The 26,905-nt window shown below is 65.2% G+C and carries 17 protein-coding genes; 9 read left to right on the top strand and 8 right to left on the bottom strand.

The genetic code is table 11. The features are described from left to right. Positions 1–95: 95 nt before the first annotated feature. From NZU74_11770 to NZU74_11790, 5 genes are all read left to right on the top strand, one after another. A complete protein-coding gene (locus NZU74_11770; GenBank protein MCS6882000.1) occupies positions 96–302 on the top strand; it encodes a hypothetical protein in 207 nt (68 codons plus the stop codon). Then, positions 299–790, top strand: coding sequence for a cytochrome c oxidase subunit II (locus tag NZU74_11775; GenBank protein MCS6882001.1), 492 nt, complete (start codon positions 299–301; stop codon positions 788–790). The genes NZU74_11770 and NZU74_11775 overlap by 4 nt, the downstream gene beginning before the upstream one ends. 48 nt (positions 791–838) lie before the next feature. Then, complete coding sequence (locus tag NZU74_11780; GenBank protein ID MCS6882002.1) at positions 839–2,521, top strand: cbb3-type cytochrome c oxidase subunit I; 1,683 nt, start codon at positions 839–841, stop codon at positions 2,519–2,521. Positions 2,522–2,716: 195 nt separating this feature from the next. Continuing rightward, positions 2,717–4,126, top strand: a complete 1,410-nt coding sequence (locus tag NZU74_11785) for an FHA domain-containing protein (GenBank protein MCS6882003.1) — start codon at positions 2,717–2,719, stop codon at positions 4,124–4,126. A gap of 146 nt (positions 4,127–4,272) precedes the next feature. Further along, positions 4,273–5,406, top strand: coding sequence for a hypothetical protein (locus tag NZU74_11790; protein ID MCS6882004.1), 1,134 nt, complete (start codon positions 4,273–4,275; stop codon positions 5,404–5,406). Positions 5,407–5,708: 302 nt separating this feature from the next. On the opposite strand, the gene NZU74_11795 is transcribed toward NZU74_11790, so the two are convergent. The 5 genes from NZU74_11795 to NZU74_11815 form a co-directional block, all read right to left on the bottom strand. Then, the gene (locus tag NZU74_11795; GenBank protein MCS6882005.1) at positions 5,709–6,371 is read right to left on the bottom strand and encodes an FHA domain-containing protein; all 663 of its coding nucleotides are present in this window, start codon (positions 6,369–6,371) and stop codon (positions 5,709–5,711) included. Between the two features lie 472 nt (positions 6,372–6,843). Then, positions 6,844–10,866 carry an FtsK/SpoIIIE domain-containing protein gene (locus tag NZU74_11800; protein MCS6882006.1) on the bottom strand — a complete coding sequence of 1,341 codons (4,023 nt, stop codon included), beginning with the start codon at positions 10,864–10,866 and terminating at the stop codon, positions 6,844–6,846. A 114-nt stretch (positions 10,867–10,980) separates the two neighbouring features. After that, positions 10,981–11,352, bottom strand: coding sequence for a hypothetical protein (locus NZU74_11805; GenBank protein MCS6882007.1), 372 nt, complete (start codon positions 11,350–11,352; stop codon positions 10,981–10,983). A gap of 119 nt (positions 11,353–11,471) precedes the next feature. Further along, entirely contained in the window at positions 11,472–13,100 is a 1,629-nt protein-coding gene (locus tag NZU74_11810) for a hypothetical protein (GenBank protein MCS6882008.1), read from the bottom strand. Positions 13,101–13,417: 317 nt separating this feature from the next. Continuing rightward, positions 13,418–13,699 carry a WXG100 family type VII secretion target gene (locus tag NZU74_11815; protein MCS6882009.1) on the bottom strand — a complete coding sequence of 94 codons (282 nt, stop codon included), beginning with the start codon at positions 13,697–13,699 and terminating at the stop codon, positions 13,418–13,420. A gap of 380 nt (positions 13,700–14,079) precedes the next feature. Between NZU74_11815 and NZU74_11820 the strand changes: the two genes are divergently transcribed. Continuing rightward, on the top strand, positions 14,080–14,913 hold the full coding sequence (locus NZU74_11820; GenBank protein ID MCS6882010.1) for an NAD(+)/NADH kinase: 834 nt from the start codon (positions 14,080–14,082) through the stop codon (positions 14,911–14,913). A gap of 177 nt (positions 14,914–15,090) precedes the next feature. Next, entirely contained in the window at positions 15,091–15,729 is a 639-nt protein-coding gene (locus NZU74_11825; protein MCS6882011.1) for an SRPBCC family protein, read from the top strand. 75 nt (positions 15,730–15,804) lie between these two features. On the opposite strand, the gene NZU74_11830 is transcribed toward NZU74_11825, so the two are convergent. The 3 genes from NZU74_11830 to NZU74_11840 all read right to left on the bottom strand — a co-directional run bounded on the left by NZU74_11830 (position 15,805) and on the right by NZU74_11840 (position 23,795). Beyond that, positions 15,805–18,255, bottom strand: coding sequence for a peptidoglycan recognition protein family protein (locus NZU74_11830; GenBank protein ID MCS6882012.1), 2,451 nt, complete (start codon positions 18,253–18,255; stop codon positions 15,805–15,807). Between the two features lie 257 nt (positions 18,256–18,512). Continuing rightward, the gene (locus tag NZU74_11835; protein ID MCS6882013.1) at positions 18,513–20,621 is read right to left on the bottom strand and encodes a carboxypeptidase regulatory-like domain-containing protein; all 2,109 of its coding nucleotides are present in this window, start codon (positions 20,619–20,621) and stop codon (positions 18,513–18,515) included. Between the two features lie 228 nt (positions 20,622–20,849). Next, complete coding sequence (locus tag NZU74_11840) at positions 20,850–23,795, bottom strand: GAF domain-containing protein (protein ID MCS6882014.1); 2,946 nt, start codon at positions 23,793–23,795, stop codon at positions 20,850–20,852. Positions 23,796–24,460: 665 nt separating this feature from the next. On the opposite strand from NZU74_11840, the gene NZU74_11845 reads away from it, so the two are divergent. Together NZU74_11845 and NZU74_11850 are read left to right on the top strand one after the other, a co-directional pair. After that, on the top strand, positions 24,461–25,555 hold the full coding sequence (locus NZU74_11845) for a site-2 protease family protein (GenBank protein ID MCS6882015.1): 1,095 nt from the start codon (positions 24,461–24,463) through the stop codon (positions 25,553–25,555). Positions 25,556–25,932: 377 nt separating this feature from the next. Further along, positions 25,933–26,793: a fumarylacetoacetate hydrolase family protein gene (locus NZU74_11850; GenBank protein ID MCS6882016.1), complete on the top strand. Its 861-nt coding sequence runs from the start codon at positions 25,933–25,935 to the stop codon at positions 26,791–26,793. The last annotated feature ends 112 nt before the right edge of the window (positions 26,794–26,905 follow it).

A 26,905-nucleotide genomic window follows, 5' to 3' on the forward strand; every position in this document is an offset into this window, starting at 1 on the left:
GGGAAAACCCGGTTTCCCCGCATGGCGCTAAACGACTGAGAGAGTAGCCGTCTGCAACAGGCTATTGTGAACTAGAGAGGAGCGTACTGACTTCCATGGCAACGCAAAACACCCCTGATCGCGAACGCTGGGCCCGGGCGCGGCCCGCCGCCGAACCCGCCGCCGAAGAGGATGAGCACGAGAGCCACGAACCCCCACGGGGGGCATTGCTGATTATCTGTGGCTATCTGGTGCTGATCGTCGGCCTGTGGTTGCAGGTGTACCTGCAACTGTTGAGCAACGGAGGAGTCATCCGGCCATGATACTGAAAAACCCCGAGAAGTTTATGGCCTATCTGTTCGAGGTGGCCTGGATCTTGCCGAGCGTGGCCATTCCCGTTGCGGTGATTACCGCGGTAGTCCTCACCGCCTTCGCCGTCGGGTTGCGCGTGCCCGATGTCGCCGGGCGCATTGACCCCCAGGCCATCACCGTCACCGAGCCGTTTGACGAGCCAGGTCTGCGTGAACTGGCGCCGGGCAAGTACCAGGCAACGATGATCGCCCAGGTCTTCCTCTTCACGCCGAACGAGATCGAGGTGCCCGCCGGTTCCGAGGTGACCTTTGTCCTTACCAGCCGCGACGTTATTCACGGGTTCAAGATCGTCGGCACGTCGGTCAATATGATGGTCGTTCCCGGCCAGATCTCTAAACTGACCGTGCGCTTCGACCGGCCCGGCGAGTACCTGATTGTCTGTCATGAGTACTGCGGCAGCGGCCATCACGTAATGTCAGGCAAGGTGATCGTGTATTAGTTGCGCTCCTGTCGGCGCTCCGATGCACCCTGAGCAAGAGGTTTCATCATGGCAGTGATCGCTCGACCACGTGCCGCGGCGCGTGCAGATGTTGCGGATCGATTTGCCACCGAGAACCGCGTCGCGGGTCTCAACATTCTGGTGGCTTTTCTGGCCCTGGGCCTGGGCGGACTGATGGGCGTGCTGCAGGTGTTGCAGTACAACGGGATTGATCTCTACAAACCCCTCAAAGCAATCCTGCCCGGCGGCTACTACCAGGGTCTGACGCTCCATGGCGTGCTGAATGTGCTCGTGTTTACCACGTTCTATATCATCGGGTTTTTGACCTTCGTGACGGCGCGGTCCTTCGACCGCCCCCTCAGCAACCGTGGTCTGACCTGGTTTACCTTTTACTTTATGACCGCTGGCCTGCTCATCGCGGCCGTGCCGATTCTGCTCAACAAGGCCACGGTAATGTTCACGTTTTACCCGCCGTTGAAGGCCAATGGCTTCTTCTACCTGGGCCTGACTATGGTAGTGGTGGGGACGTATTTTCTCCTGGCTAACCAGGCGATGACCCTGCGGGACTGGCGCCGGGATAATCCGGGCGCGAAGGTTCCTCTGGCGGCGTTCATGGCAATCGTGACGATGACCATGTGGGTCATTGCCACGTTCGGCGTTGCGGTCGAAATGCTGGTATTGCTGTTGCCATGGGCCTTCGGTCTGGTTCCGGGCACCGATCCGCTGCTGGCGCGCACGTTGTTCTGGTTCACTGGCCATCCGATTGTGTACTTCTGGCTCCTGCCGGCGTACATCTCCTGGTATACGATTGTCCCCAGACTGGCGGGCGGCAAACTGTTCAGCGAGCCGATGGCCCGCGTGTCGTTCCTGCTCTTCCTGGTGTTGTCGGTGCCGATTGGCATGCACCACCAGTACACCGATCCCGGCATTTCTCAGATCTGGAAACTGGTGCACTTTATTTTCACCGTCGGCGTCTTTTTCCCCAGCCTGCTGACCTTTTTTAACGTGGTGGCCTCGCTGGAGCACGCCGGGCGCAGCCGGGGCGGCAAGGGCTGGCTGGCCTGGATCTTCGCCCTGCCCTGGAATGAGCCAGCCTTCGTCACTCAGGTCTTCGCGATGATGCTCTTTGCCTTTGGCGGCGCCAGCGGGGTGATCAACGCCAGTTACAACCTCAACCTGGTGGTGCACAACACTGCCTGGATCTCCGGCCATTTCCACCTGACCGTCGGCTCGGCGGTAGCGCTGACCTTTATGGGGCTAACCTACTGGCTGTTGCCCTACCTGGCCGGCCGGGAACTGTGGAGCCGGGGTCTGGCTCTGGCTCAGGCCTGGCTCTGGATCATTGGCATGATCCTCTTCTCGCACTTCATGCACATGCTTGGCCTGGCGGGCATGCCCCGGCGCACCATGATCGGCTCTGCCCCCTACGTGTTGCCCGAGTGGGAGCGCCTGCTCCCCCTGACGATGATCGGTGGTCTGCTGATGTTTGCCAGCGCGCTGTGCTTCCTGGTGAACATGGTGATGACGCTCACGGCTGGCAGGCGGGTGGAAGCCGGGCCGGTGACCTTCGCCAGGGCGCTCTCGGGGCCTGAGGATGTGCCGGCCTTCCTCGACCGCCTGACGCCCTGGGTGCTTAGCGCGCTCGTGCTGGTGGCGATCAACTATGGCCCCACGCTGTACTTCCTTGCCACCACCGGGCGTTTCAATATTCCGGGGCTGTCACCCTGGTGATGCTCGATTGACCCCGCTAATGGGCCGTTAGAGGGGTATGGAGAAACTCGGTTTCCCCATACCCCCTTTGAGAAACGCGCAGCGCGGGCAGGCCCGCGCTCCCATGCTTCCATAACCTGCGTCCTGCGGCGCATCGCGCGACGATAACGAACGGTACATAGGGTGGATCACGCTCACGTTCTGGAGGTGAACCCTATGCGCCTTTGTTCCCGCCTCGGCCTGGTCGCGCTATTACTGCTGAGCGTTGCGCCTGCCGCAGCCTTCGCCCAGGAAGCTCCGCCCGTCCTCCGCGTCGCCGAAGTTACTCCTACAAGTCTCGTTGTTGAACTTGCCTGTCCCGGCGAAACGCTGCCCGCCCTGACCGCGACGATTGACGGCGCGGTCTACCCCGTGAGCGCGCCGATCCGTTCCGCCGTTCCGCTAGCCCTCGTCGTGGTGGTTGAGACGACGCCGGTGATGGAAGAGTCTGGCACGCCGCGCAGTACTCGTCTGCACGACGCGCTTACGCGCGCGCGCGCGTTGCTCGACCGCCTGCCGCCTGGCTCCCTGACCAGTCTGGTGACCTTTGATGCCACCGCGCGGGTGGTGTTACCGCTGACTCCCGATGGGCTGGCCGTGCGACGGGCCCTCGGCACGCTCGTTGGCGCCCCCGGCGCCCTCGGCGACCAGCCGCCCGCCCTGGGCCAGGCGCTGCGTCTGGCCGCCGAGACGCTCCTGGAGGCGCCGGAAGGGCCGCAGGCCCTGGCGCTCTTTGCCGCCAGCGCCGCGGATGCCCCTGTGCCGCCTCTGCCCACCGGGCTGGCGGCGGCGCGCGCCGTCGTAGACCTGGGGGGCGCCGACGAGGAAGGGCGCGGTCCTCTCGCGCCGCTGGCGGCCGACATCGGCGCGCTTTACGTGCCCTACGCCGCCGCCGATAGCGCAGCGCTCCCCGTGCGGAGCATGGCCGTTGACCAGCGCCTCGCGGACTGGGTGGGCGCCGCTGCGCCGCTCCAGGTGCGGATTGCCCTGGAGCGTATGGCTCCCGGCAGGCATGAACTCACCCTTGCCGGCTGCAGCGCTCCGGCTACAGTTATGTTTGATGTTCCCGCTCCTGATCAACCCTTCCGCCTCTGGTGGGTAGGATTGGGGGCTGTACCGCTCGTCGCGGCGGCCATGGTGGTTGCCTGGCGACGCCGGACGCTCTCAGGGACCCCTGAACGTTCCGGCGACAGTACAAAACGTTATCGCGCGCCGGGGGCGGTGACGACCGAGCGGCGCATCACCGGGAGTCTGCCGGCCCTTGAAGTTGTGGTCTGGGATGGACGTGAGCGCCGGGTGTGGCCAGTACGCAGCCGGCAGATCACTGTGGGCCGGGATCCTGGCTGCGACGTCTGCATTCCCAGTAGCTGGGTTTCAGGACTGCACGCTCGTCTGTCGCTGATCGGCGATCGGGTAGAGATCACCGACATGGAGAGCACTAATGGCACCCTGGTCGGCGAACCGGGGCGACGCTTGACGCCGGGAGTGCCCGAGCCGCTTGAAGCGGGTGAGATAGTGCGCGTTGGTCCTCAGGTGCGCTTCTGTGTGCAGGTGGCGGCCTCAGCAGGCGCCGACGCCACACCGTGACATCGCCGGTCACCCTGATATGCCAACGCAACTTCGTCTCTGAAGGGACGATGCGGAGGGACGTCGTCCCCCCGCGCTCCGCTTTGAAACGAGGAGTGGGCGCACCCGGTCGTCCTATCCTTCTGCCAGCTATGAAAGGATCTCCGATGGTACGTGTAAAGCTGATTGTCTCGATGCTGCTGGCCGCTGCCCTGGCAGCCTGCGTGGCTCCGGCGGCGCCTGTTGCTACTCCTGCGCCGAACAATCCGACCGTGCCGCCGGAAGAGGCTGCGCTCCTTGAGGTCCAGACCGCTCTGGAGCGGGGCGATTACGCTGCTGCCGTGGAGATGCTCGGCGCTCCGGTTAGTCCGGCCCACATAGCGCTGCTCGTGCGCGCGCGCATCGGTCTGACTCGCGAGATAATCGCCGCTGCCCCTGGCGACGCGCAGGCGCTTCGCGCCGCTCTCGACCAGGTTGGCCTGGCCCTGGCGCTCCGGCCCGACGATGCGGCGCTGCGCGATGAGTTGCTCGGTCTGGAGCGCGCGCTTGTCGCACTGCTGGCTGTTGAGGATCGGCGACAGGCGCTTCTGGCTGGTGAACCAGATGCGAATGATGTTGCCGCCCTCGACATGGCCCGTACACTGGCCGGGCGAGCCGTTGCGGCCGTCGCCGGCGAGCCGCGTCTGCCAGGCGCGGAGCAGATTGCGGCAAACGGCTTGCTTGCAGCGGCGGCTGTATTCGAGCGGAGCGGCGATGGCGCCGCTGACGACCGCGCCTCAGCCAGATGGCAGGAAGCGCGCGGGTTCTGCGAGCAGGCGATAGCGCTCCAGGCGAGTGATGCAGCCCGCTCGTGTCTCGAGCGACTGGCCAGCAAACTGAACCCGCCTGCCAGCGCCGCCGCGCCCGCCACGCCGGCAGCGGCAACCCTTCCTCTGCGCCGTCCAACTCCCGCCCCGCGTCCTCCCGCGCGTTCCACTGGCCCCGCCTTCAGCGTCGTGCAACGCAAAAGCTTCGATGGGAGCGGCAACAGTGGTCAGTTTGCCTCGTGCATTGACATTCAGGTCCTTGGGCCTGGCGGGCCAATCCCTGGCGCCGTTCTTGGCATCAATAACGGCGAGCACAGTTACCAGAACCAGACCGACGCCAGCGGCTACACGGGGCGCTGCGGGCTGGGGGCCTCGACGTGGAGCGTTGTGCTCTTCTGGACGCCGCAGACAGGCAGTGTGAGCAGCGCGACCACCACCGTGTATCTCAACGGCGCGCCGGAGCAGCGCGCCGCCGTGGTGTTCCGGTCGCGGTAGGAATGCCGCTATTTTGGATTTTCGATAGCGGAGCCAGTGGCGCCGGCGGAGTATCGGGGTGCGCCGCCTAGAACCGGCAGGGGTGACCGACCGGTCGCCCCTGCCGGTCCAGACGGGCAAGAAGGTGGCGGGCTGAACCCCGCTCTTGACTTGTGGGTGATGCATAGGCCACTCACCCGGCGGGGGCGGGAACCGGCCTCTTCACTCCGGCGGGCGGAACACCGTGAACCGTAAGGCGCCTGCGGACGTTACCTGAGGAACATTCCTGGGGGCTTCGCCTACCCGGGAAGCCGGCGCGACCCCTACGCGGCGATGTCGCCGATCAGGGTAATGGACAGGCTCAGACCGTCCTCGCCGAGCGTCAGGATGTCGCCGTCACGCAGGGGTTCGGGAGCGCCCGGAGCGATGCGCATACCGTTGAGCAGCGTCGCCACGTCGGCGCGTTCAGTTGAGACGCTCCACGGACCGGTTTCGGCGGGGGCGATAAGGCAGTGGGGGCGATTGGACACGTAGCGGTAGGCGGAGCGCCGCTGTTCCAGCAGGGCCAGTTCGCGATGGTACATATCGGGGTTCAGCAGCGCCAGGGCCTGCAACAGCCAGGCCCGGCTCACGGTAGCGCCGCGTGGCGGAAGGGCCACTTCGCTGCCATCGGGAAGACCCAGCAGGCAACGCCGGGGTGTCGTGAGGCTGCGTTCGGTCAACCACAGATGGCTGCCTGAACGCACGCCCTGAGCACTGGCCCTTTCAGTCGGACGCAGCAACCTGCCCGCCGGTGAGGCCAGCCGCAGGGCGTAGGCGATAGGTTCGCCCCGCTCGTTCCGTACAGGCAGGCCGCAGCCATCAATGAGCAGCGGGAGCAGCATTTCGGGTGAGCTGTCCTCGCAAACAATGGTCGTCGTTTGCTCTGTGTCGCCGACGAGCCAGTGCAGGGTTACCGTAAGCATCTCCTGGCGTTGTTGAGTCATAATTCAGTCCCCTGAGAGTAATACTAGAGCACTGACCGGCATGCTTGATCCATTCAGGAACCTGCGTCGTGTGACTCCCTGCGCTTGCGCTGCCATCGTTGCGGGTCAATCGAGAAATGCTCCACCGTGGGACTCCCTTTTCTCAGGTGTAGTGTTTTTCGAGCGAGAAGAAGCGGTTTTCGACATTCCAATGCGCTTCCGATCCTCACCACCCGCCCGCCTCCCCCGCTCAGGGAGCGGGGGGAGTTGGGCGTCCCAATGCCCCGGATGGCGAATGCGGCGCGAGCGTGCGCCGGAAAACCCTGCACCTGAAAAGGGACTCCCTGGCGCCCAGACGCGATACCAACTCTTTACGGACCAGCCCTGGCGTCAATCCTGGTGGGCGGCCTGGCCGCCCCGAACCCTGCCGCCAGCGGCGAAGGTCGCATCAGCCGTCGCTGACCGGGGGAGGGTTCGGGAACGTGCAGCCCTCTCAGGAAGGCCACACGGCATCGGCCTGGGCGAGTTGCACCAGTTCGCGCTCCTCGTCGCGCACGAGCAGCGCCCGTCCAGGGGGTTGTTCGCTGGCGCGCTGATCGGCGAGAGGCAGCGCGACTCCCAGCAGCCGCGTGCCGGGATCGTAGCGCCCTGGCCACAGCAATAAACCGGCGCGGCCAGCGTCAAGGGCGCGCAGCAGATTGTCATCGGCGTAGGCAACGCCAGCGGCGACCAGCAGATGCTCCCCGTGCTGCCCGCCGACCTGGGCGATCTCAGTGAGGAGTTCGTGCAGGTTAGGTTCGCCGCCGAAGTTCTGGGTCAACTGGGCGCGCATACGCTCACGGCAGAGGGTGTAATCATCAATCAGCACGAGCCGGCGACGCGCAGGCGCTTCGGCGCGAGCAGCCAGAAGGCTGGCGCGGAGCATAGCGGCGCCGGCCTCATCGTCCACGTAGAGCATCGTATGGGGCAGCGCGCGAAGCGGGCGTAGCCCCCCGCGCGGCCCGTCGAGAATGAACAAGGCCAGTTCCTCAGGCCCGTAGCGGGCAATGAGGGCGCTGGCCGCGCAGAGCAGGGCGCCAGTTTTACCGCTGCGGCGCGGGCCGATGATCAGCGCATGCGGTGTTTCCTGGCTCAAATGGAGCCAGGCCGGGCCCAGGGTCAGGCTCTCGCGGCCGATTGGCGCGCTGAGCGCGTCGCCGGGGGCGGGGTCCTCGCTCGCGGCTTTCAGGGAGGCAAGGCTCAGGCGTTCAGGCAGCAGTTCGATCGGCGCCGGCCCCGCGCCCGCGCCCCGTTCGCGCCACTCGGCCCTCAAGCGTGCCGCCTGCTGGCGCAGTTCGATCGTCAGTTCGGCGTCCAGCGCGCCGGGACGTTCTTCAATGGCCTCGCCTCCGGCGCCGTCGCCATCGAGGCCCGGCAGAGCGATGTGTAGATCCAGCGGGCCGTAGTCAGGGTGCATAACAAGCGCGCGTCCCGGCAGGTGCTGCGGGATTGGCGCGCTCACCCGCGCGCCGAGCAGATCGGAGTAGTCGTGCAACTCGGGCAGGCGCAGGGCAATACGGATCTCCATAAGCGAAAGCAGCCGGTAGGTGAGATCGGTGGCGCGATCAGCGCTCAGCGCAAGATGCACCCCGTAGGTCCGGCCAAGGCGTGCGATGCGGATCAGGTCGTCAATTATCTCGTCGTCCCCATGACCGTCGCGGAACTCTTCCCGCAATACGGCGATTTTATCAATCACCACCAGAATGGCCGGAATGCGCCGGCCACCGGCGCGCAGGGCGGGCAGATCGGCGGCGTCGGCGGCACGCAGCACCTCCTGCCGTTCGCGGATGGTCGTCTCGAGCATGCGCATCAAACGGCGCACCCGTTCGCGTTCGCGGGCCTGGATGTGAGCCCCGACGTGTGGCAATCCAGCCAGGGGGCCAAGGCCCTGTCCGCCAGCGTCAATCAGGTAGCACCAGAGGTCGTCGGGGGTGTGCGACATCGCCAGGCCGAACACCAGGGCGCGCAGCAGGGTGGTTTTGCCGCTGCCGGGGGCGCCAATCGCCACCAGGTGACCGTCGGCCAGACTGACGCTGAACGGCTCGCGCCGGCTCTCCTGGGGCAGATCGAGCAGGCCGATGGCCTGGCGAAGCCAGGCTGAACCGGTGGGCGGTTCGCTCCAACCGTCGGCCACGCGCCCACTGACAGCAGCGAGTGACAACCGCGCGGGAAGTGGGGGCTGCCAGATGCGGGATGGCTCCCAGCCGGCCAGGGTGAGCGCGCGGGCCTCGGCGGCTTCGCGCAGGGCGCGCACCAGGATGTCGAGATCGGTCTCGCGCTGATCAGCCGGCGGATCGTGCATCGTCGTGACCGGCTGTTCGCGCCCATCGCGCAGAAAACTTACCCGTGGACCCGCAGCGCGCGCGGCGCTGCCGGTGCGGTGCGGCGTGGTGATCTGGGCCACCTGCATCAGTCGCGTTTCGGCGCCGACCCGGAAGAAGGCCCGCCCTGGCAGATCGGTGGGGAGGAAGGCAGCGTCGGGTTTGAGCAGCATCTCACGGCTATCCTCGGCGCTGCCCAGGCGCAGGGCGATGAAGAAGGTGAGCTGGCTGCGGATCTCGTTGGAGACGGCCCGCGCGGGTTGCTGGGTTGCCAGGAGCAGGTGTACTCCCAGTGAACGGCCCTGCTTCACAACGCGGATCAACTCGGCGACAAAGCCGGGATAGGTGCGCGCCAGTTCGTCGAATTCGTCCACGATGATCAGCAGGTTGGGCAGCGGCGGCAGGCCGGCACGGGCGGCCAGGGCGCGATAGTCGCCGATGTTCTCGATGCGGGCGCTGTAAGCGGTGGCCACGCTCTTGAGCACCTCCTTGCGCCGGCGCAGTTCGCTCTTGATCGCCGTCATGGCCCGTTCGGCCAGACGCCCTTCGAGGTCGGTCACCATCCCCGCGCAGTGGGGCAGCGTGGCGAAGGGCATCAGGGCGGCGCCTCCCTTGAAGTCAATGAGCAGCAGTTGCAGACGCTCGGGGGGATGAGTCGTGGCCAGAGCGGCGATGATGCTCTGTAACAGCACGCTCTTCCCCGCGCCGGTCGCCCCGGCGATGATGCCGTGGGGGCCATGGCGGCTCTCGTTCAGATCGAGGCAGATGGGTTGCCCATCGGCCCCGGCGCCGATCGGCACGTCGGCGCGCCAGGCGGTGGCAGGCAGTTCGTTCCACCAGTGGGGCGGCGCCAGTTCGCTCACGTCGCTGATTCCGAGCAGGTCAAAGAGCCGGACTGAGCGGGGCACATCCTGCGCGCCGCCGCTTTCCACCAGCCGCACGCCGGCCAGGTGACGCGCGAGTTGATCGCTGGCCGCGAGATCGGCCTGATCAGGCGAAAAACGCTCACGGGGCCACTGATCGCCAGCGCGGGTCCAGCGGGCGCCGTGGGTTTCGAGTTCGAGCATCGCGGCGCAGGACTCGGGGAGCAGCGACCAGGCCGAAACCAGCAGCAGCGTGGCGATGCCCAGCGGGCCGCCGTGGCGGAGCAGTTCAGTAATGGCGGTGTAGGTCCCCGGCAGTTCGTCGCCGTCAACGAGCACCAGGATGCGCGGAGCTGAAGGAGCGGTCTCGTGTCGCGCGGCCCGTTCCCTCCGCCGGCTAAGGTGGTCGAGCAGATCGCTGGTGAGCCGTTCGGCGACATCGGGACGCCCGGCGAGCATGCGTAGACCCGGCGAAGGGTCGTTGTTGAGCGGCAAAGTGTGTGGAAGCCAGCGCAGCCATTCCCACTCGGCGGCGCTGGCAGGGGCGTAGAGCGCCGCCAGCCGCAGATCGCCGGGGGCATGGAGCACGGCCGCCTGCCAGAGCAAGGCCCGCGCCAGAGCCAGGACCGCCGGGCGCGGCCCGGCGAGGCCGAGGGAGCCGAGCGTGGCCAGGGGCACACTGATGGGCGTCTGGCGCAGAGTAGCATGTTCGGCGGCGATGTGCAGCAGACGCTGGTCTACGGCGCCGGCAGGGGTGGGAGGCGGTACGTGCGCCTGGCTCGCTGCGGGGAGATTGCCGCTGCCCACCCGCAGGTCGAGGAAGTCATCGTCATCCGGGCGACGTTCCCAGAGACGCGGCTCGGGCGCGCCGCCGGTGACGCCAGCGATCAGCAGCAGTTCGCCGGGATCGGGCCAGAGATAGAGCCGCGCGCTGCGCTCCTGGTCGTAGAGGCGCCGCAGCCGGGCGCGCTGACTCTCCAGGCGGTCCTCGAAGTAGGCGCGGCGCTCGGCATACTGCGCGGCGGCGCGGCGCGCGGCGGCGCGACGGCTGGCGAGCGCCGCCCCGATTCCCATCAGCGCCAGCGCGCCACTGGGCAAGCCGACGAGCAGCGGGTTGCCGCCGCCGAGGCTGGCCGCGCTGGCGAAGACGCCCGCGCCCGCCAGAGGCAACACCAGTTGCGCCCAGTCGGTCGGCGCTGGCTCCGGCGGCGCGGGCGGTTCGGGCAATTCCACGCGCTCGGCGGCCCAGCGTGGGCGCACGCGAGGCGGCCGGTTAAAGGTGTGATCGCGCACCTGGCCTCCTTAAAGCAATTGTAGATTTTGGATTTTGGATTGAGTGCGGCGCATCTGGATGCGGTTGGCATCGTGCTGATTCCCGAACATAGCGCCTGGAACTGTGTGGATGTCTTATACGGGGCGAGGGCCGGAGCGCTCGCGTTGCCGCCGTTCACGCTCCTCGCGCTCGCGGCGCTCGTGTTCCTCGCGCTCGCGCAGGCGTCGGGCCTGCTCTTCATGCGCGCGGGCGCTGGCATGCTGCACGTCGGCGGCAGCGCGGCGACACGCCGCGGCAATAGCGGTTAACTCGCCACGCAACCGGGAACTCGAGTGCTCGAAGAACTCGCGGTGCGGGCCGAGCCAGTCGGTGGCGGCTTCGCGGCTGGTCTGCGCGATTTCGGCGAGCGCGCGATCAATCTCGCCAGCGGTGCGCTGCAGGGCTGCCACGGCCTCGGTGGCGGCGCCATGGTCCCAACGCACATCTTGCCAGATATCGTTTGGCATCAGCAGCCTCCTGGTTGAGTGTCTATCTGGAAAACCGGGTTGTGTCCGATTGCAACCCGCGCTACTGATGGTTTCCAGACGAGCGGGGGCGTGCGAAAACCCGGTTTCCCGGTTTCGTATCAGTTGCCGCCTGGCGACGCGGGAGAGCGCGGCGCTCCTGAGCCGCAGAGGGCGGGCGCCGGGGCCGTAGCTGGCGGAATCGGCGCATACACCTCGTGATAAGCGGGATCGATGGCGAAGGGAAGCACCTGCGCGGCCGCTGGCAGCCCGCGGTAACTGCTGGTGTCATAGGAGAGATGGGCGATCCTCGGGTCGCTTATCTCGCCGTCATCGAGGAGATGCACATTGGCGAAGCGCCCCGGATCGTGGCCTGCGCCGACATTGAGCGCGAGCGCGTCGTCGGTGTCCACGTAGTGGTTGACGACCGTATTGGCAAAGAGCGGCCCAGCGAGCGCGCCCGGGGCGTCCGGCGGCACGCCGTTAACTCCAGCGCGGTTGGGCCGCACCGCGCCGAAGGTGGTCACCGATCCCACCGTGATATTGTGCCTTTGCAGGTATTGCTGCACCTCTGGATCGTTGAGTGCAAGCATAACCATCCCGCCCCCCATGCTGTGACCAGCCAGGTGAATGGTGATGCCTTCGGGCAGACGTTCGAGGTGACCGAGGATCTGCTCCTTGACATACGTAAAGTAGCGATTCTCGTTCCCCGAAACCCCCTGTGAGGTCAACGCGACAGCGTAAAAGTTGTTCGGACCCTGGGCGTTAGCGACGTCCAGCCCGGCGATGCCAAAGGCGTACTCGTTGGCGCCCACCCGCGCCAGGCGCACCTGCTCGCCAGAATAGGAGCCGATCAAGCTGTGCTCGCCATACATCAGCGCCTGGGGGCTCAGATAGAGCCGGCCATCGGCGCTGCGATGGCGAACCGTCCCGGGATCGTACATCGCCTCCAGCGGTACGTCGAGGATGCCCCGCACGGGGTCGCGGAGCGGTTCGGCGAACTCGGACGGACGCGGGTGCGAGCAGGTGCCAAGCGTGCCGCAGAGCGCCAGGTGGATTCGGTCGAGCCGCGCGGTGATCGAACGCATGCGTTGCTCATCAACCGGCCGGTACATCAGGCGCCAGACGCTGTTGTGAACCAGCTCGAAGAAGTCCCTGGGCGAGGCAACTGGTTGAGCCATCCAGCGTGACCACTCGGTAGCGACTACCGTACCCCCGGCGAGCATGCCCAGCAGCGCCAGGGAAGGCCCCATCCTGGCGAGCAGGTAGGGGATCTGCGAGGGCCAGGCAGATCCGTAGCTGTTCAGGACACGCTCGATTTCGGCGAGGTGGTAGTCGAGCATCGTGGCGATCCCGTTCCAAACCGCGCGGGCCAGTTCGGGCCGGCTGCGGACAAGCTCGATCAGTTTTGCATACTCCAGCGGTAACGAGGCGCGCATGGGGTGGTTGCCCATCCACTGCATGATCTGGGCGCGCAGGGTTGCGGCAGCCGCAGCGCGCGTATCGGCGGCGGTGAAGGCCCGCGCGACGTCAACCGTCCACGCCGCAAGGGCGGCCTGATCGCGGGCCGCGACGTTCAGACGGGCGGCCAGCCCTTCGATTTCCGGTACGCGATACTCGGTGCAGCGAGCGGCGAAATGCGCGAGGATCTCCGCGAGGCGCCGAGCCTCGTCCTCCAGGTTTGTGGCGGAGGCGCTGGAGGCGCGGGCGTAGCGCGTGAGTGCTGCGGGGCGCGCCGAACTGACGGTCATGGCCAGACTCCTTATATATCATTTCGGATTGTAAATTCTGGATTGCCGTATCTGGCAGCCCGATGAGCGCCGGCGATAATGCGCAGGCACCGTCTTCAACGGGCATTGATATCGGGGCGCGGGCAAGGGTGTCGTCGGCGTGGCAGACAACAGGCTTGCCCTGAGCGAAGGGCAAGCCTGTCTGTGGGAAGCCGGAGCGATGCTTTGCCATGCCCCCACAGCGAGAGCCTCGCAATCCAGGGCGGAATCGCCGGGACACAAGCCGCGCAGGTCACGCCAGGCGCGACCGGCGTGACCTGTGCGGCTGGCCGCTGGAGCTAGATGTTGCCGCCGGCCTGCATGATGTTCTGGTTGATCTGCTGGATCTGGCGGCGCAGTTCCTCGAGGGCCTGCTGGGTGCTGAGCAGCTTCCGGTGGGTGTCGGTCCACTGGGCGCGGAACTCGGCGGCCAGGCGGCCATCCCAGTTGCCAGGATCGCTGAGGATCTGGCCCTGGCTGTTCAATTCGCTGATCTGCTGAAGCAGCGGGCCATTGACGATGCGCTGGAAGGCGTTGATGGCTTCGCGGGCGGTGGCGGTGGAGAGAACGCGGTCGCTCATGGGTGGTGACTCCTTTGGTAGCAACGGATACCTCGCTGTATGTACCGCTGCCGTTGTCAGGAGGATACGGGCGCTTCCGATTCGTGGGCGCGTGTTCAGATTTACCGCGGAGCATGCAGAGGAACGTAGAGGATAAGCGTTTGGAAGCCCTTTGCGCCCTCTGCGGCGCGAACGCGTTTGGTAGAGGCGAACACGATCATTTCTGGTGAATACCGTGCATAGGCATGATCGCCCGGTCTCAAGACAGGGCGGTCTCAAATCCAAAAGCCACAATCCGAAAGGGCATACGGCGTCCGGCCTTTGTTGAGACCATCGTTCCATGGTATGCTTGTGGCGCCACCCCGCGGACGCAATCCCTTGCTGATCGAGGAGCCCTCACGATGCTCAGGCGCGTAGCCGTTCTCTACAATCCATTCTCCCCGGTTTCCATCGAGCGTTCGGCAAAACTGGCCGAGTGGTTGCGGTCGCGAGACATAGCCGTCTGGCGTGGAGTGTCGCAAGAAGCGCGCGATATGCCAGGCGTGCTGAACGACACCGACCTGATGGTCGCGATGGGCGGGGATGGCACGGTGTTGCGAGCAGCGCGCCTGTGCTTTCCGCTTGATATTCCTGTGCTGGCGGTGGCATTGGGGCATCTGAGCTTCATGGCCGAGGTGCAACCCGATGAGGTCGAGCAGGCGATTGAACTGGTGGATCAGGGGGGCGGCTGGTATGACGAACGGGCGTTGATCCGCGCCAGTCTGTACCGCCAGGACGTACATATCGCCGACTTCACGGCGTTGAATGAAGTAGTGCTCTCGCGCAGCGAGATCAGTCGCATCGTCAATGTGCAGGTGAGCGTGGATGGTTCGCCATTGACGACCTACCACGCCGATGGGGTGCTGGTGGCGACGGCGACCGGCTCGACGGCTTATGCGCTGGCGGCGGGCGGCCCGATCGTTGATCCACGTTCGCGGGCGCTGCTGCTGGTGGGGATCGCGCCGCATCTCTCGCGAGTGCCTTCGATGGTGCTGCACGAGGACGCGGTAGTCACCCTGCAACTGCGCAGCCGCCACCATGCCAATCTGGCCGTTGATGGGCGCGAGAACCTGGCGTTGCAGGAGGGCGACGAGGTGGTCGTGCGGCGTAGCCCGCGGGTGTGCACCTTTGTGCGCTTGCGGCCAAGCAGCCAGTTCTACTCCCAACTGGTTGCCCGCCTTCGGCGGGACGAGTAATAACGATTTTGGATTTTAGATTTTGGATTTTGGATTGCGGTATGTAGCGTCCCGATGAGAGTTCGCGTTGATGGTATTGAGGAAGTCCGAGCCTTGCCGCAACCCTCTAGTGGTCAGAGGATGCAAGTGTCTGTTCGCGTTCACCAGAGCAATGCAACCTGAAAGCGAGGAGGAGTTATGCGATACGTCGGCGCCTCGGTGAGCGGCGTCCTGCGCGCGCCGGTGGAATCAGTGTGGGATCTGGTCGCCGACCCGACCCGTCACCCGGAGATTGCCGGAAGCGGCGAGGTTCAGGCGGTGACGGTGCCAGGGGGACGGATGGGGCCAGGCGTGGTGTTCGAGTCGCAGCAGCGTATGCGTGGGCTGTCGTATGTGACGGCGAACCGCGTAGTGCTCTGGGCGCCGCCCTACCGGATCGCCTGGCGAGTGGGCTTCACCTTTGCTCCGGGGATAGCGCAGATCTGGATGTTCAGTCTGGCGCCGGAGGCGGGCGGCACGCGGATCGAGAATGGCGTTGTGCTGCCCTACGCGCTGCCGGGGGTGTTTCCCTTCAGCCTGATCCACCGCGAGATAGCGCGGCGCGAGATATCGGTCATCAGGCCGACGTTTACACGGCTGGCGAGCGTCCTGGGCGTCGCGCCGCCAGTCGAACTAGTGGAGCGCTACGAAGCTCCGGCGATGCTGGCGGCCATGCTGCCCTCGCCATGGATTCAGGGCGCCCTGTGGACGGGTCTGGGCGCAGCCTTCATCGGTCTGCTGTTGCGCCTGCGCCGGTCGCTGCGCGCCACGGCGGGTCGGCGGAAGACAGGCGACTGATTAACCCTCAGCGCTCCACGATGCCAGACTATGTTCTTGAAGCTCATCAGGCGCCTGGCAGGCCGTGATCTGACATCACTCTCCTGTGGGTATCCCCAGCGCCGTAGCCCCGCCACGGGCGCCGCCGCCGGGGAAGAGCGAGCGTTCGGCGACAATGGGCTGGGTGCTGCGTACCACCGCTGAGACGGCGTCCTCGTCGGGGTAGAGTTCGTGCACGGACAGGGTATAGCGGGCGCCAGCGGGCACCTCGAAGGTTTGCTGGCCAGTGGCGCCGCCGGAAAAGTTGAAATCCACCGTGACGCGGGCGGCAAGGCGACCGGGATTGCTGACGCAGAGAATGTAGCTCGTATCGCGGGTGCGCCCGTCAACGAAAGCCCAGCGCAGGGCGGGTTCCGCCGCGCCAGCGCTGATCGTCCCCGCCGCGCCGCCGTTGAAGATCAGCGCGCGCTCGACGGCGATGGGCCGGTCCGCCTCGACCAGCGAGCTGAACCCCAGGTTCGGCGCGATTTCATTGGCATTAATGCTGAGTTGCGAGCGTGGCGGCACGGCGTAGCGGCGCGTCTCGGCGCGGCTGTCCGGTCCCATAAAGGTTACGACGGTGCGAGCGGGCTGAGTGTTAGGGTTCAGCACCAGCAGGCGCATACGGAAATCGCCCTCGGTGGTGCCTTCGGCGAAGTGCCAGCGGCGCGCCAGCGTGGTAATGCCGCGCCCGGTGTGCAGGCCCGCCTGCGCCGGTCCGAACCGCAGGGTGCGTTCAACGGCGATGGGCTGGCTGGCGATCACCTGTCCGCCGAAGTTGGCGCCGAGCAGCGGGCGCGAGCCATCGGGAAGGGTAATGTCGTGGACGGAGATCACCAGGCGCGACTGGGCGCCCACGGTCACGGGCTGCTCGAAGGTCAGGCCATCGCGGCGAAAATAGTTGACGGTTGCCTGAACGGTCGTAGGACCAGGATTGAAGAGGATCAGGTAGGTCCGGTTGTTGCCTTCGGTTGAGCCTTCGGCGAAGTACCAGACCCGCGACAGCTCGGTGATGCCGGGACCGCCATCAATGTCAGTAGTGAGACTCATCGTGCGCTCGACCAGGATGGGCGCGCTGGACTCGACGATTGCCGGCAGGGCCGGGGCGTCCTGTACCAGGTCATTGACGGTCAGGTCAGCGCGGCCATTGGGTGGCACGCTGACGATGCGGGTGGTGGGCGCGCCGCCGATGCGGATGAGGTTCACCCGCGCATCAGCCTGGGCGCCGGTGGGGTTGAAGAAGGTGAACCGCTGGCTGTAATCGGCTACGTTGCCCTCGGCAAAGTACCAGCGGGCGCGCACGGTGGAGGCATCTGCCTGGGTGCGGATCTGGGCGAGCTGGCCGCGCAGGGGCGGGAACGGATCGGGGGCCTCCGGAGCGACATCGTTATGCCCGGCAATGTTGAGCCGGGTCTGGCGTTGCCCGTCGAGCACAACGACGTGATTGCCGGTGGGGGGGATGGCATAGGCTTCACCGAGCCAGGCCAGCAGGCTCACCAGCGACCCGGTGGCGGCAGAGGTCGCCGTCGCGTCGCGGGGGGCGATAAGCGCGACGTGAACGGCGGCGTCGTCCCCGGCCAGGCGAGGCACACGCGAGGTTGGCCCGCCCAGACGGCCCTCAAAGAGGTTTCCCTCGGCGTCAATCAGGTAGTGATAACTGAGATCTTCCCAGCCGAGCACATCAGTCTGGTACAGCGTAAGCGCGCGGACGAAATCGAGGGTGGCGGCAGGCGTCGGGCTGGCGTCAATCTGGTGGATAATCACGCCGCGCGGATCGCCGCGAACAGGTTGAGCGCCGCGGATGCTGCCGCTCCAGTCGGCCCGGCTGATCACCGTGGGGCGCTGGGTCAAAGTGGGCGGGCCGAAGAGGATAGGGCGGCGGGGCAGACCGGCGGCGAAGATGGGCGTCGCGGCGGTGGTGTTCAGATAGCTGAGGGTGACCTCTTCAAGGACGGGCGAGGCGCGGGCGATCTGGCTGCCAAGGGTGACGCGCAGTTGCAGGTACTGAGTGTCGGCGGGCAAGGCGAGCACATCAGGAGTGGCGAAGGCGCCCGCACTCCCGCTGGCGGCGGAGCGCGCATCGCCGGCGACGAGGGGTTGCCAGGGCCCCCAGCCGCTTTCAGGGTCGCCATCGGGGGGCGTGGCGCGAGCGCGCACCTCCAGCAGCAACTGGGTGCCGTCGAGCACATCTGCGCGCCACTGAGCGCCAGCAGCGTTGATCGGAAAGCCTGTCTTGAGTGCAGGCGAGACGAAGCTGCCAAAGTTCTGACCGTCGGCGAGACGCAGTTCACCACCGGCGTTATTGGTGACCAGAATCCCGCTGACGCTGCCCGCCTCCCAATCAGCGACGGACGAGAGGGCGAGCTTGCCGACGCGGGCCGGCGGTCCCTGCTGCTGGGCATGAGAGGGAGCCGCAGCGAACGACGCGAGCGTCATTACCAGCGCGATCAGAAGCGTGCAGGCGACGTGGCGCCCCCGGAGTGTAAAGAGAGCCAACATCCGTCGCATACGTTTCCGCCTTGCGCGCTGCTGAAACGGAGGGCCTGGCCCTGCCGGATTAACTGGACGGGGACGCTGCCACGTCCGACGGATCCTCCAGAGGGGGCCGCAGTACCGCGGCGCGCACTAGATCCCTCTCAAACAGGGGTGGTTGCTCATCAATCGTCAATAAGCGAGGTGAGGCGGAGAAAGGCGGTTCCCCTAACCTCCTCGCCAACAAAGGGTGTTCCTGGAAGCGCCTCTCCAACCCTCCTTTACTCGCAGGATCATCGCTCAGGCTTCACCGCGCCGCCAAAGGCGCCCTTGTAAGCATTGGCCGAGTCGTAAAGCATCCAGCCATCAATCTCCGGATACTTCTCGGTCGCCTCAATCTGGGCGCGCACCTCGGCGGGGCCATAGCGCACCACCTTGTACGCCCAGGGGTCGGTGTGATCCTGGAGCCACGGTCGCAGGCGCGCGTATTCGCCCTCGATCTGGCGCAGCGCCTCGGCATTGGCGGCGTCGAGGACCTTAAATGGTTCATCAACGGGTGAAGGCAGATCGAAGGCGCCGGGCCACCAGAGGGACGGATACGGCATAGGGCAAATATAATCGGTGTGGTCGCCCATGAGCCGGATGTCCTGAGCGATAGTGAGCGAACCACCGAGGACGACCCGCCCAAAAATGTCAATGGACATCTTCGCGCCGGCGCCATTGACCGCCCGATGGGCCTCATCCATAAACTCGGTGATCACCTTAAACATGCGCTCAGGGTTGTCAACTGGATCGATCGGCTCGGAGAAGAGCAACTTATCGCGAAACTCGGCGCGCTCGCCGAACCAGTCGGGGAAACGGATGTAGTCGTAGTTGATCTCGTCGAAGCCCATCAGGGCCGCCTCGACACCGAGCTGGATATTGTAATCCCAGACATTGCGGTTGGTCGGATCGAGGTAGGCGTAGCGAATGCCGGGGCCAGGATAATCAGCGTAGACCTCGCCGGTCTCCTTGAGGCGAACGGACCACTCGGGGCGCGCGTCGGAGAGGGCATTGTCGTGGGAAAAGAGCTGGATGCGCGCGATGGTGTAGATGCCCATATCCTTGAGGCGCCGCACGAGAGCCGGCATATCAATGTAGGGCCGTGAAAGCCCGAGTTCGCGCGCCAGGGGCACCTGCGTGTCGTAATACACAATTCCCAGATCGTCTCGGAGATCGCTCTTCAGATCAATAACGATCGCGTTCAATTCCGTGCGGTCGATCAACTGAAGGTACTCCTCGAGCAGGGCGGGAGAGCTTGCGACGGCGGCAGTGACATAGAGGGCCTTCACCCGGAAGCGTTCAAGGGCAATCTCGGCGGGCACTGCGCCGGGCTTGATCGGCAGGACGACGGTGCGATAGCCCGGGGCAAGCACGTGGAGATAGCCCTGCTCAGGCACGCCCTTGAGAGTAAAGCTGCCATCGCTGCTATCGGCGATGCGTTCAAAGGCCACGGCGACGCCGGGATAAGCCGTGGTGGCAAGGATGGCCGCGTTGGCCAGGGGTTTGCCCGTATTCTTGTCAATCAGGCGGCCCCGAAGGGTGTCCGGGCGCAGCGCGGCGTCGAGCACTGTCGAGCGAGACAGTTCCTGGGCAAGCGGGGCATACCCATCGGCGCTGATCTCGACACTGGTCGCCGTAGCCGGGATACCCTCAAGACGGTAGTGACCATCGGGGCCGGAGGTGGCGCGGGCCGTACCGGCGGTGATGGCAGCCCCGGCCACCGCCTGGCCGGTGTAGCGATCAGTGATTGTGCCGGTCAGCACGCTGGGACGCAGGGCAAGATCGAGGCTGGTGGTGCGGCGCAACGTCCGTTCAACGGGCGCATAGTCCGGCGCGACCACGCTAAGGGTGAACTCTTCGGGCAGGTCGCTCAGCAGATAGCGACCATCGGCGCCAGTGGCGACGCTAAGGGCGCTGGTGACATTGAACGTCGCCGTCACCTGAGCATTGGCGAGCGGTTGGCCGGTGTAGGCGTCGGTAACCGTTCCGCTCAGCGTGTTGGGCCGCAGGACGGTATTGAGGGTCAGGGTCAGGGCGTCGCTGGCCGCCAGTTCGGGACGTTCGGCCAGCAGGAGGCGCAGCGGCTCATAGCCGGGCGCAGACACCGCCAGCACATCACCCCGTCGCCAGCGGGAAGTGCTGAAGGCGCCGTTCGCGTCAGTCGTCACGGTTGTATTGCCGATGGTTACGCGGGCCTCGGGCACGGGCTGGGCGGTGTAGGCGTCGGTAATCGTACCGGTAAGCACCACAGGCTGGCGGCCACACCCGGCGATGATGGCGGCCAGGAACAGGATGCTCAGCAGGGCCGCGGGGCGCCCCGGCGAGCGCCTGTGTCGTATGGGAAGACGCGACCCTCTCAAATGCCTGCGCGCAACCCGCCGAGTTGCGCTGCCACTTGTCAACCGGCTGTAAACTGTGTTGAGACAGGTTCGTATCACCACGATGCTCTCAATCCATGGGTTACTGGCGCGTCCGACACAAAGCACTCCAGCCTGTGCCGTTCTCATTCGGCAGGGTAGTCGTATGATAAAGTTTTTACATGATATTGTCAAGACGGCTTACAGACAGGGCGCCTCTTGCAGAGAGTGTCAGGGGATTTTCACTTCGTACACGCGATGGGGTTCGAGTTTTCCCTTGAGATCCACGCTGCCAAGGGGGATCAGGGGCCAGGGCGACTGCCAGGACGGGGGCAGGGCCTCAACCAGGTGATAGGAGACGATCACCTGCCCGGCGCGGGCGAGTCCGGAGAGACGCGAAGCAGTATTCACGACATCTCCGATCAGCGTGTAGTCCTGACGTTGTTCGGAACCGATATTCCCGACCACGGCGCGGCCATAGCTGAGCCCGACGCCCATCCCGATATCGAGACCCAGTTCGGTGCGCCACTGGCGGGCGAGGCGGGCGAAGGCTCGTTGCATCTCAACCGAAGCGACCAGGGCACGCTGCGGATCGTCGGCATAGGCGATTGGCGATCCAAATACGCCAATGATTCCATCGCCGAGAAATTTATCAATGGTGCCTCCGAAAGCGTAGAGCACTTCAGTCATGGCGGTGAAATAGCGGTTGAGGATCTTTTCGATCAATAAGCCAGGAGGAGTACGTTCGGTAATGGTCGTAAAGCCGCGCATGTCGGCGAAAATCACCGCCACATCGCGCTCGGTGGGATGGCCAAATTCCGTGCCGGCGTCGAGCAGCTGTTCGGCCACCTGGGGCGACACATAGCGCCGGAAGACGCTGCGGAGCCGCTCGCGTTCCTGGCGCTCCAGGCGTTTGATCGGGCTAATGTCGCGTAGCACCGCCACGTGACCGAGGGGGGTTTCATCGGCGCCGCGCACGGGCGCGACGCTGACGCTGAAGGTTACGTCGTCGGTCAGAACGATCTCGGCAGCGGCGCCCACGCCATTGGCCTGCTGGATCAGCGGCGCCAACTGGCTGATGGCGGGGCGGTTGCCATGCTCGAGCGCCCCGAGACTCTGGCCGCGCGCGACGCCTAGATTCAGCCCCAGGCATTCTTCCGCAGCGCGATTGGCGAGCAGCAACTCACATTGCGGGCCAACGAGCAGGATAGGGTCCGTCGCGCCGCGTAGCACCGCGTTCAGGGTGGAGCGTTCCTCCGCAACTACCCGGTAGAGACGGGCATTCTCCATTACCTGGACGATGAGGCTGGCCACGGTCGTGGCCAGTTCCAGATCGGCGCGTCCGAAACCCGCCTCGCGACCCGTCGCATCGATGCAGAGGACGCCAAGAACGCGCTGGCCGGCTAGCAGCGGTACGAAGAGCATATCCTCGATCGCGCGGGCGGTGAAGAACTCGTGCAGAGCGGTGAAGCGTGGATCGGCGCGCAGCCCGCGGATCAGCGTTGGCTCACGCGCGTTCAGGATCACCTGCCGCGCGTCGGAATGGGTGGTGAACAAACGTTCCAGATCGGCGTCGTACAGGGTTGGCCCTCCGTGGAAGGCGATCAGGGGCTGCTCCTGCCGCTCAGCGTCGTTAAACAGCACCAGGCCAGCCTGGGGCACGCCGAAGATCGCCGCTACGGCATCGGCGGCGAGTTGCAGGTTCTGCGGCGCGTCAATCTGGGCGGTAATAGCCACCGAGAGGCGATTGACCTGGCTGAGTTGCGAGATGCGTCGTTGTTCCTGTTCGAGGAGGCGGGCATTCCCCAGCGCGATGCTGAACTGGTTGACAATCGCATTGAGCACCGCCTCGTCGTTGGGGCCGAAAGCGTCTTCGTCCGGGCTGCGCAGTTCGAGGGTGCCCAGCATCTCACGGCGCAGCATCACCGGCATAACCAGCAGCGCGCGCACCTGCTCGTCGCCGGGCAGCATTGGCTCGAAGCGCGGGTCATGGGAAGCATCGGCCACTCGCACCGCTTGCCGGTGGGCAATGGCCCACCCGCTCAGGCCCCGCCGGGCGCATACGCTCACCGCCGCTGTGGCGGCGCCGCCGGCATCGGCCTGGAGCACGAGGCGCTCACCCTGCAACAGCAGCAGGCTGACGCGGGGATAGCCAAACTGCTGCTGGATCATATAGACCATCAGGCGCATCAACTGCTCGGGCGCCATGAGTTCGGCAAGGTAGGTGTTGATCTCATTGACCTTGCGCAGTTCTTCGGCGCGGCGGGCGAGCAGTTCCTTCTGGCGCCGGGTCAGGCGGAAGAGCTGGGCGCTCTCGATGGCTACGGCGCTCTGAGCCGCCACCGAGGTGACCAGTTCCAGATGCTCCTCGGTGAAGTAGCCGGGCGTATGGTGCACCAGGGTGATCACTCCCAGGACGCGGCCCTCGCGCATTATCGGCATCGCCGCGACGGAACGCACATTGCTGTGCAGTGGATTGGCGGTGAACCAGCGCCCGTCCTGGCGCGTATCAGCAATGGTCAGCGGGCGGCGTTCCCGCAGCACCCAGCCGGCCACGCCCTGTTGCAGAATATGCTGGAGCGTGGCGCTGGCCGGGTTCCGACTGCTGGAGTAGCAGAGCACCTGCTCTGCGTCTACATCGGTCAGAATGATACTGGCACGCGCAGCCCCTACTGCGTCGGCGAGATGATCAAGGAACCCGGTGAGCAGGGCGTCAAGATCGATGCTGGAACCCAGGTCGCGGGTCAGGTGCAGCAGCAGTTCGGTTTTACGCTGGGCCCGCTCCAGCCCGCGTTGCGCCCGTTGCAGCCGCAGCATCGCCCGAACACGCGCCAGCAGTTCGTCAATGGCGATAGGTTTGACCAGAAAATCATCGGCGCCGGCGTCGAGACTGGCGACGCTCGTGCTCAGGTCGGCCGTCGCGGAGATGATCATCACGGGGATAAAAGGTTTGGATCGGTCAGCCTTGATGCGCCGGGTGATTTCGAGGCCGTCAATGCCGGGCAGAGCCAGATCGAGCAGAATAATGTCAGGGGTAATAAGATGGAGATATGCCAGGGCTTCCTCGCCGCTGGCAGTCAGAGACACACGGTAGCCATCGGCGACGAGAACATCATGGTAAACCCGCTGGATAATCTGATCATCCTCAACAATCAGAATGTGTGCCGGCTCGGTCATACGCTCGAATGGAGACGAGGAATAAGGCATGGTACAGACCGGGACGTTCCAGCTTGACCGTTGCTCCTCGGTGAAGACACAGAGCTGCAGAGGTGCAGAGGGGTCGAACGGTTAGTCAGGCCGATTTGAAACATAGCTGAGAGCCAGGTTTCTTGCAAAGGACCAGCTTCGCCTGTGTACCTCTGCGAAGCGGATGCGGAGGCGCCGCCTTCGACGATATGCGTTCGCTCACGGCGGCAGAAACGTCTCCCCTTCTGTACAGCGCGCACCCGCTGCATGCGGACGAAAGGGTTGCGGTGAGGTTAGACCTCCCGACGCCTCCAGGACGGCAGCGCAGGCGCAAACCGGGTTTTCCAAGCGTGTGTAGCGCGTTCCAGCGCCCTGTTGCAAGGTCAGTATAACATCAGAACTGACTCAGCGTCCACTTCCAGTGGCGGATTTTGGGGCGACTACGCTGCCCGACAGGATCATTATTTCGTAGGTTTTGGCAGCGTAGCCGCCAGAGAAAAACCTGGAGTGCGAAACTCGCCCCAGGGACTTTGCATCAGCCCTGAGTATAGCATTAAGCCTGTCCAGAGGGAAGGGCGCCGTGGTATGATGATCACAATAATAGCAAAAGCATGGCCGATAGTGTGCCATTCACGAAACGAGCGATTGGCAGAAGTATGGATTTCTATGTAGCCGAACCGACGGACGCGCTCTACGCCGCGGTGGCGGAGGTGATGGCAATTGATGCGGTAGAGCGTTTACAACTCGCCCGTGATGACCAGATGGCGACGCGCTTTGTGGGCCGGCTGCGTATGGAGGCGCAGAGCGCCTATGATCGGGTAGCGCCGCGGCTGCGGGCGATGGGCTATACACCGCTGTTGCAGGAGGCCGGCGATCATCAGGTGGCGCTGGTAGCGGCGCCGGCATTGCCCAGACCGGCGCCCTCGCGGCTCTGGCTGGCGCTGCTGCTCTTCGCCCTTACCGTGGCCTCGACGATCTTTGTGGGCGGGTTTTCCGCCGAGGGCTTTAATCTGGCGAAGGGGTTGGGTTTCAGCGCGGCGCTGCTGGGCATTCTGCTTGCCCACGAACTGGGCCACTATGTGGTGGCGCGGCGCGAGGGCGTGGCAGTGAGTTATCCTTTCTTCATCCCCGCGCCGATCTTTCTGTTGGGTACGATGGGCGCCTTTATTTCGATCAAAGAACCGGTGCCGAACCGGCGCGCCCTGCTGGCCATCGCCATCGCCGGCCCGCTGGCGGGGCTGATTGTAGCCATTCCGGTGCTCTTCATCGGGCTGAGCATTTCCGAGGTGCGCCCGATTGTGCCTGCGCCCGGCAGTTTTACCGAAGGCAACAGCCTGCTCTACGCGGCGATCAAGATCCTCGTCTTTGGGCGATTTCTGCCCAGCAATGGCGAGGATGTGTACCTGCATCCAGTGGCCCTGGCGGGCTGGGCCGGCCTGCTCGTCACCGGGCTGAACCTGTTGCCCGCGGGCCAGCTTGACGGAGGGCACATCTTCTTCGCCCTGTTTGGGCCGCGGCTGGCGCGGGCAATGAGCATGGTCGTCGCGCTGGCTCTGCTCGCGATGGGCTTTCTCTGGAGCGGCTGGTTCATCTGGGCGGTGATCGTGGCCCTCCTGGGTCAGCAGCGCAGCCCCCTGCTTAATGAGGTCTCGCCCCTGCGCGGCCCCTGGCGCCTCCTGGCCTTCCTGGGGCTGGTGGTGTTTATCCTGGTCTTTACGCCACGGCCGATTATGGAGACCACAGGGATGTGATTTCGCCGTGTTGGGGGGTGGTCCTCACCCTCCCCCGGCCCCCTCCCTCTCCACCGCAGGTGGAGAGGGAGGGGGAGGCGCTTCTCAGGTGCAGGGTTTTCCGGCCCATACTCGCGTCGCATGCGCCATCCGGGGCGGGGGGTGAGGATCGTAAGTGCATTGGAATGCCGAAACCCCCTTCTTACTCGAAAAACCCTTATACCTGAGAGGGGGGAGGCGCAGGGCCTTACTGCGGCCCGTGGGAGGGTCTAGCCCTGCCATATTCTTCCGGTGCGCAATGCGTATGCTCTGGCGGCGCGGCGCGGTGCGCCGCCAGGAATATGCTACCATACGCCACATCATTGGATGAGCCGTCCTGGAGATGAGGGAGCGAGGGTATGAAATTGGTGACCTATCGCCACGAAGGCGCGGAGCGGATTGGCGCCCTGCGCGACGAGGCGATCGTTGATCTGAGCGAGGTTGCGCCATCAATGCTGGAGTTGATCGCCGGGGGGCCGTCATTGCTGGCCCGCGCCCGGGCGATCACCGCCAGCGCTGAAAGCGCCGTGCCGCTTGAGGCGGTTTCGTTGCTGGCGCCTATCCCCAGACCTCGCAAGAACATCATCTGCCTGGGGATGAACTACGCCGCTCATGCAATCGAGTCGCTGCGGGCCAGAGGTCTGCCCGAGACACTGCCCGAATACCCCGTCTTCTTCTCCAAGGCGCCCACGGCGGTCAACCATCCCGAGGCCGTGGTGCCGCTCATGCCCGACGTCTCTTCCCAGCGCGACTGGGAGGTGGAACTGGCGGTAGTGATCGGCGTTGGCGGCAGGAACATTTCCAGGGAGCGGGCCTTGAGCCACGTCTTCGGCTATACTATTTTGAACGATGTTTCGGCCCGTGATCTGCAAACGCGCCATCAGCAGTTTTTCTATAGCAAGAGCCTCGATGGTTCGGCCCCCATGGGTCCCTGGATCGTCACCGCCGACGAGATCCCCAACCCGCACAATCTGCGCCTGCGCCTGCGTCTCAACGGGGTGACGATGCAGGACTCGAACACCAGCGATATGATCTTCGATATTCCGACCTGCATTGCCACCTTCAGCCGCGGCATCACCCTCGAGCCAGGAGATATTTTTGCCACCGGCACGCCCGCTGGCGTGGGCATGGGCATGAATCCGCCGCGCTGGCTGCGGGCCGGCGATGTGATGGAGTGCGAGATTGAGCGCATCGGGGTGCTGCGGAACGAGGTGTGGTGACCGGTTGCGGGCGCCGCGGGTTCCTCCATCGGGCAGGGGTATGGGGAAACCTGGTTTCCTTACATCCCCTCCGAAGCCGGCAGCCGATAATGTTCGCATCTACCGCACACGT

Source organism: Chloroflexaceae bacterium (assembly GCA_025057155.1).
Classification (GTDB): Bacteria; Chloroflexota; Chloroflexia; order Chloroflexales; family Chloroflexaceae; genus JACAEO01.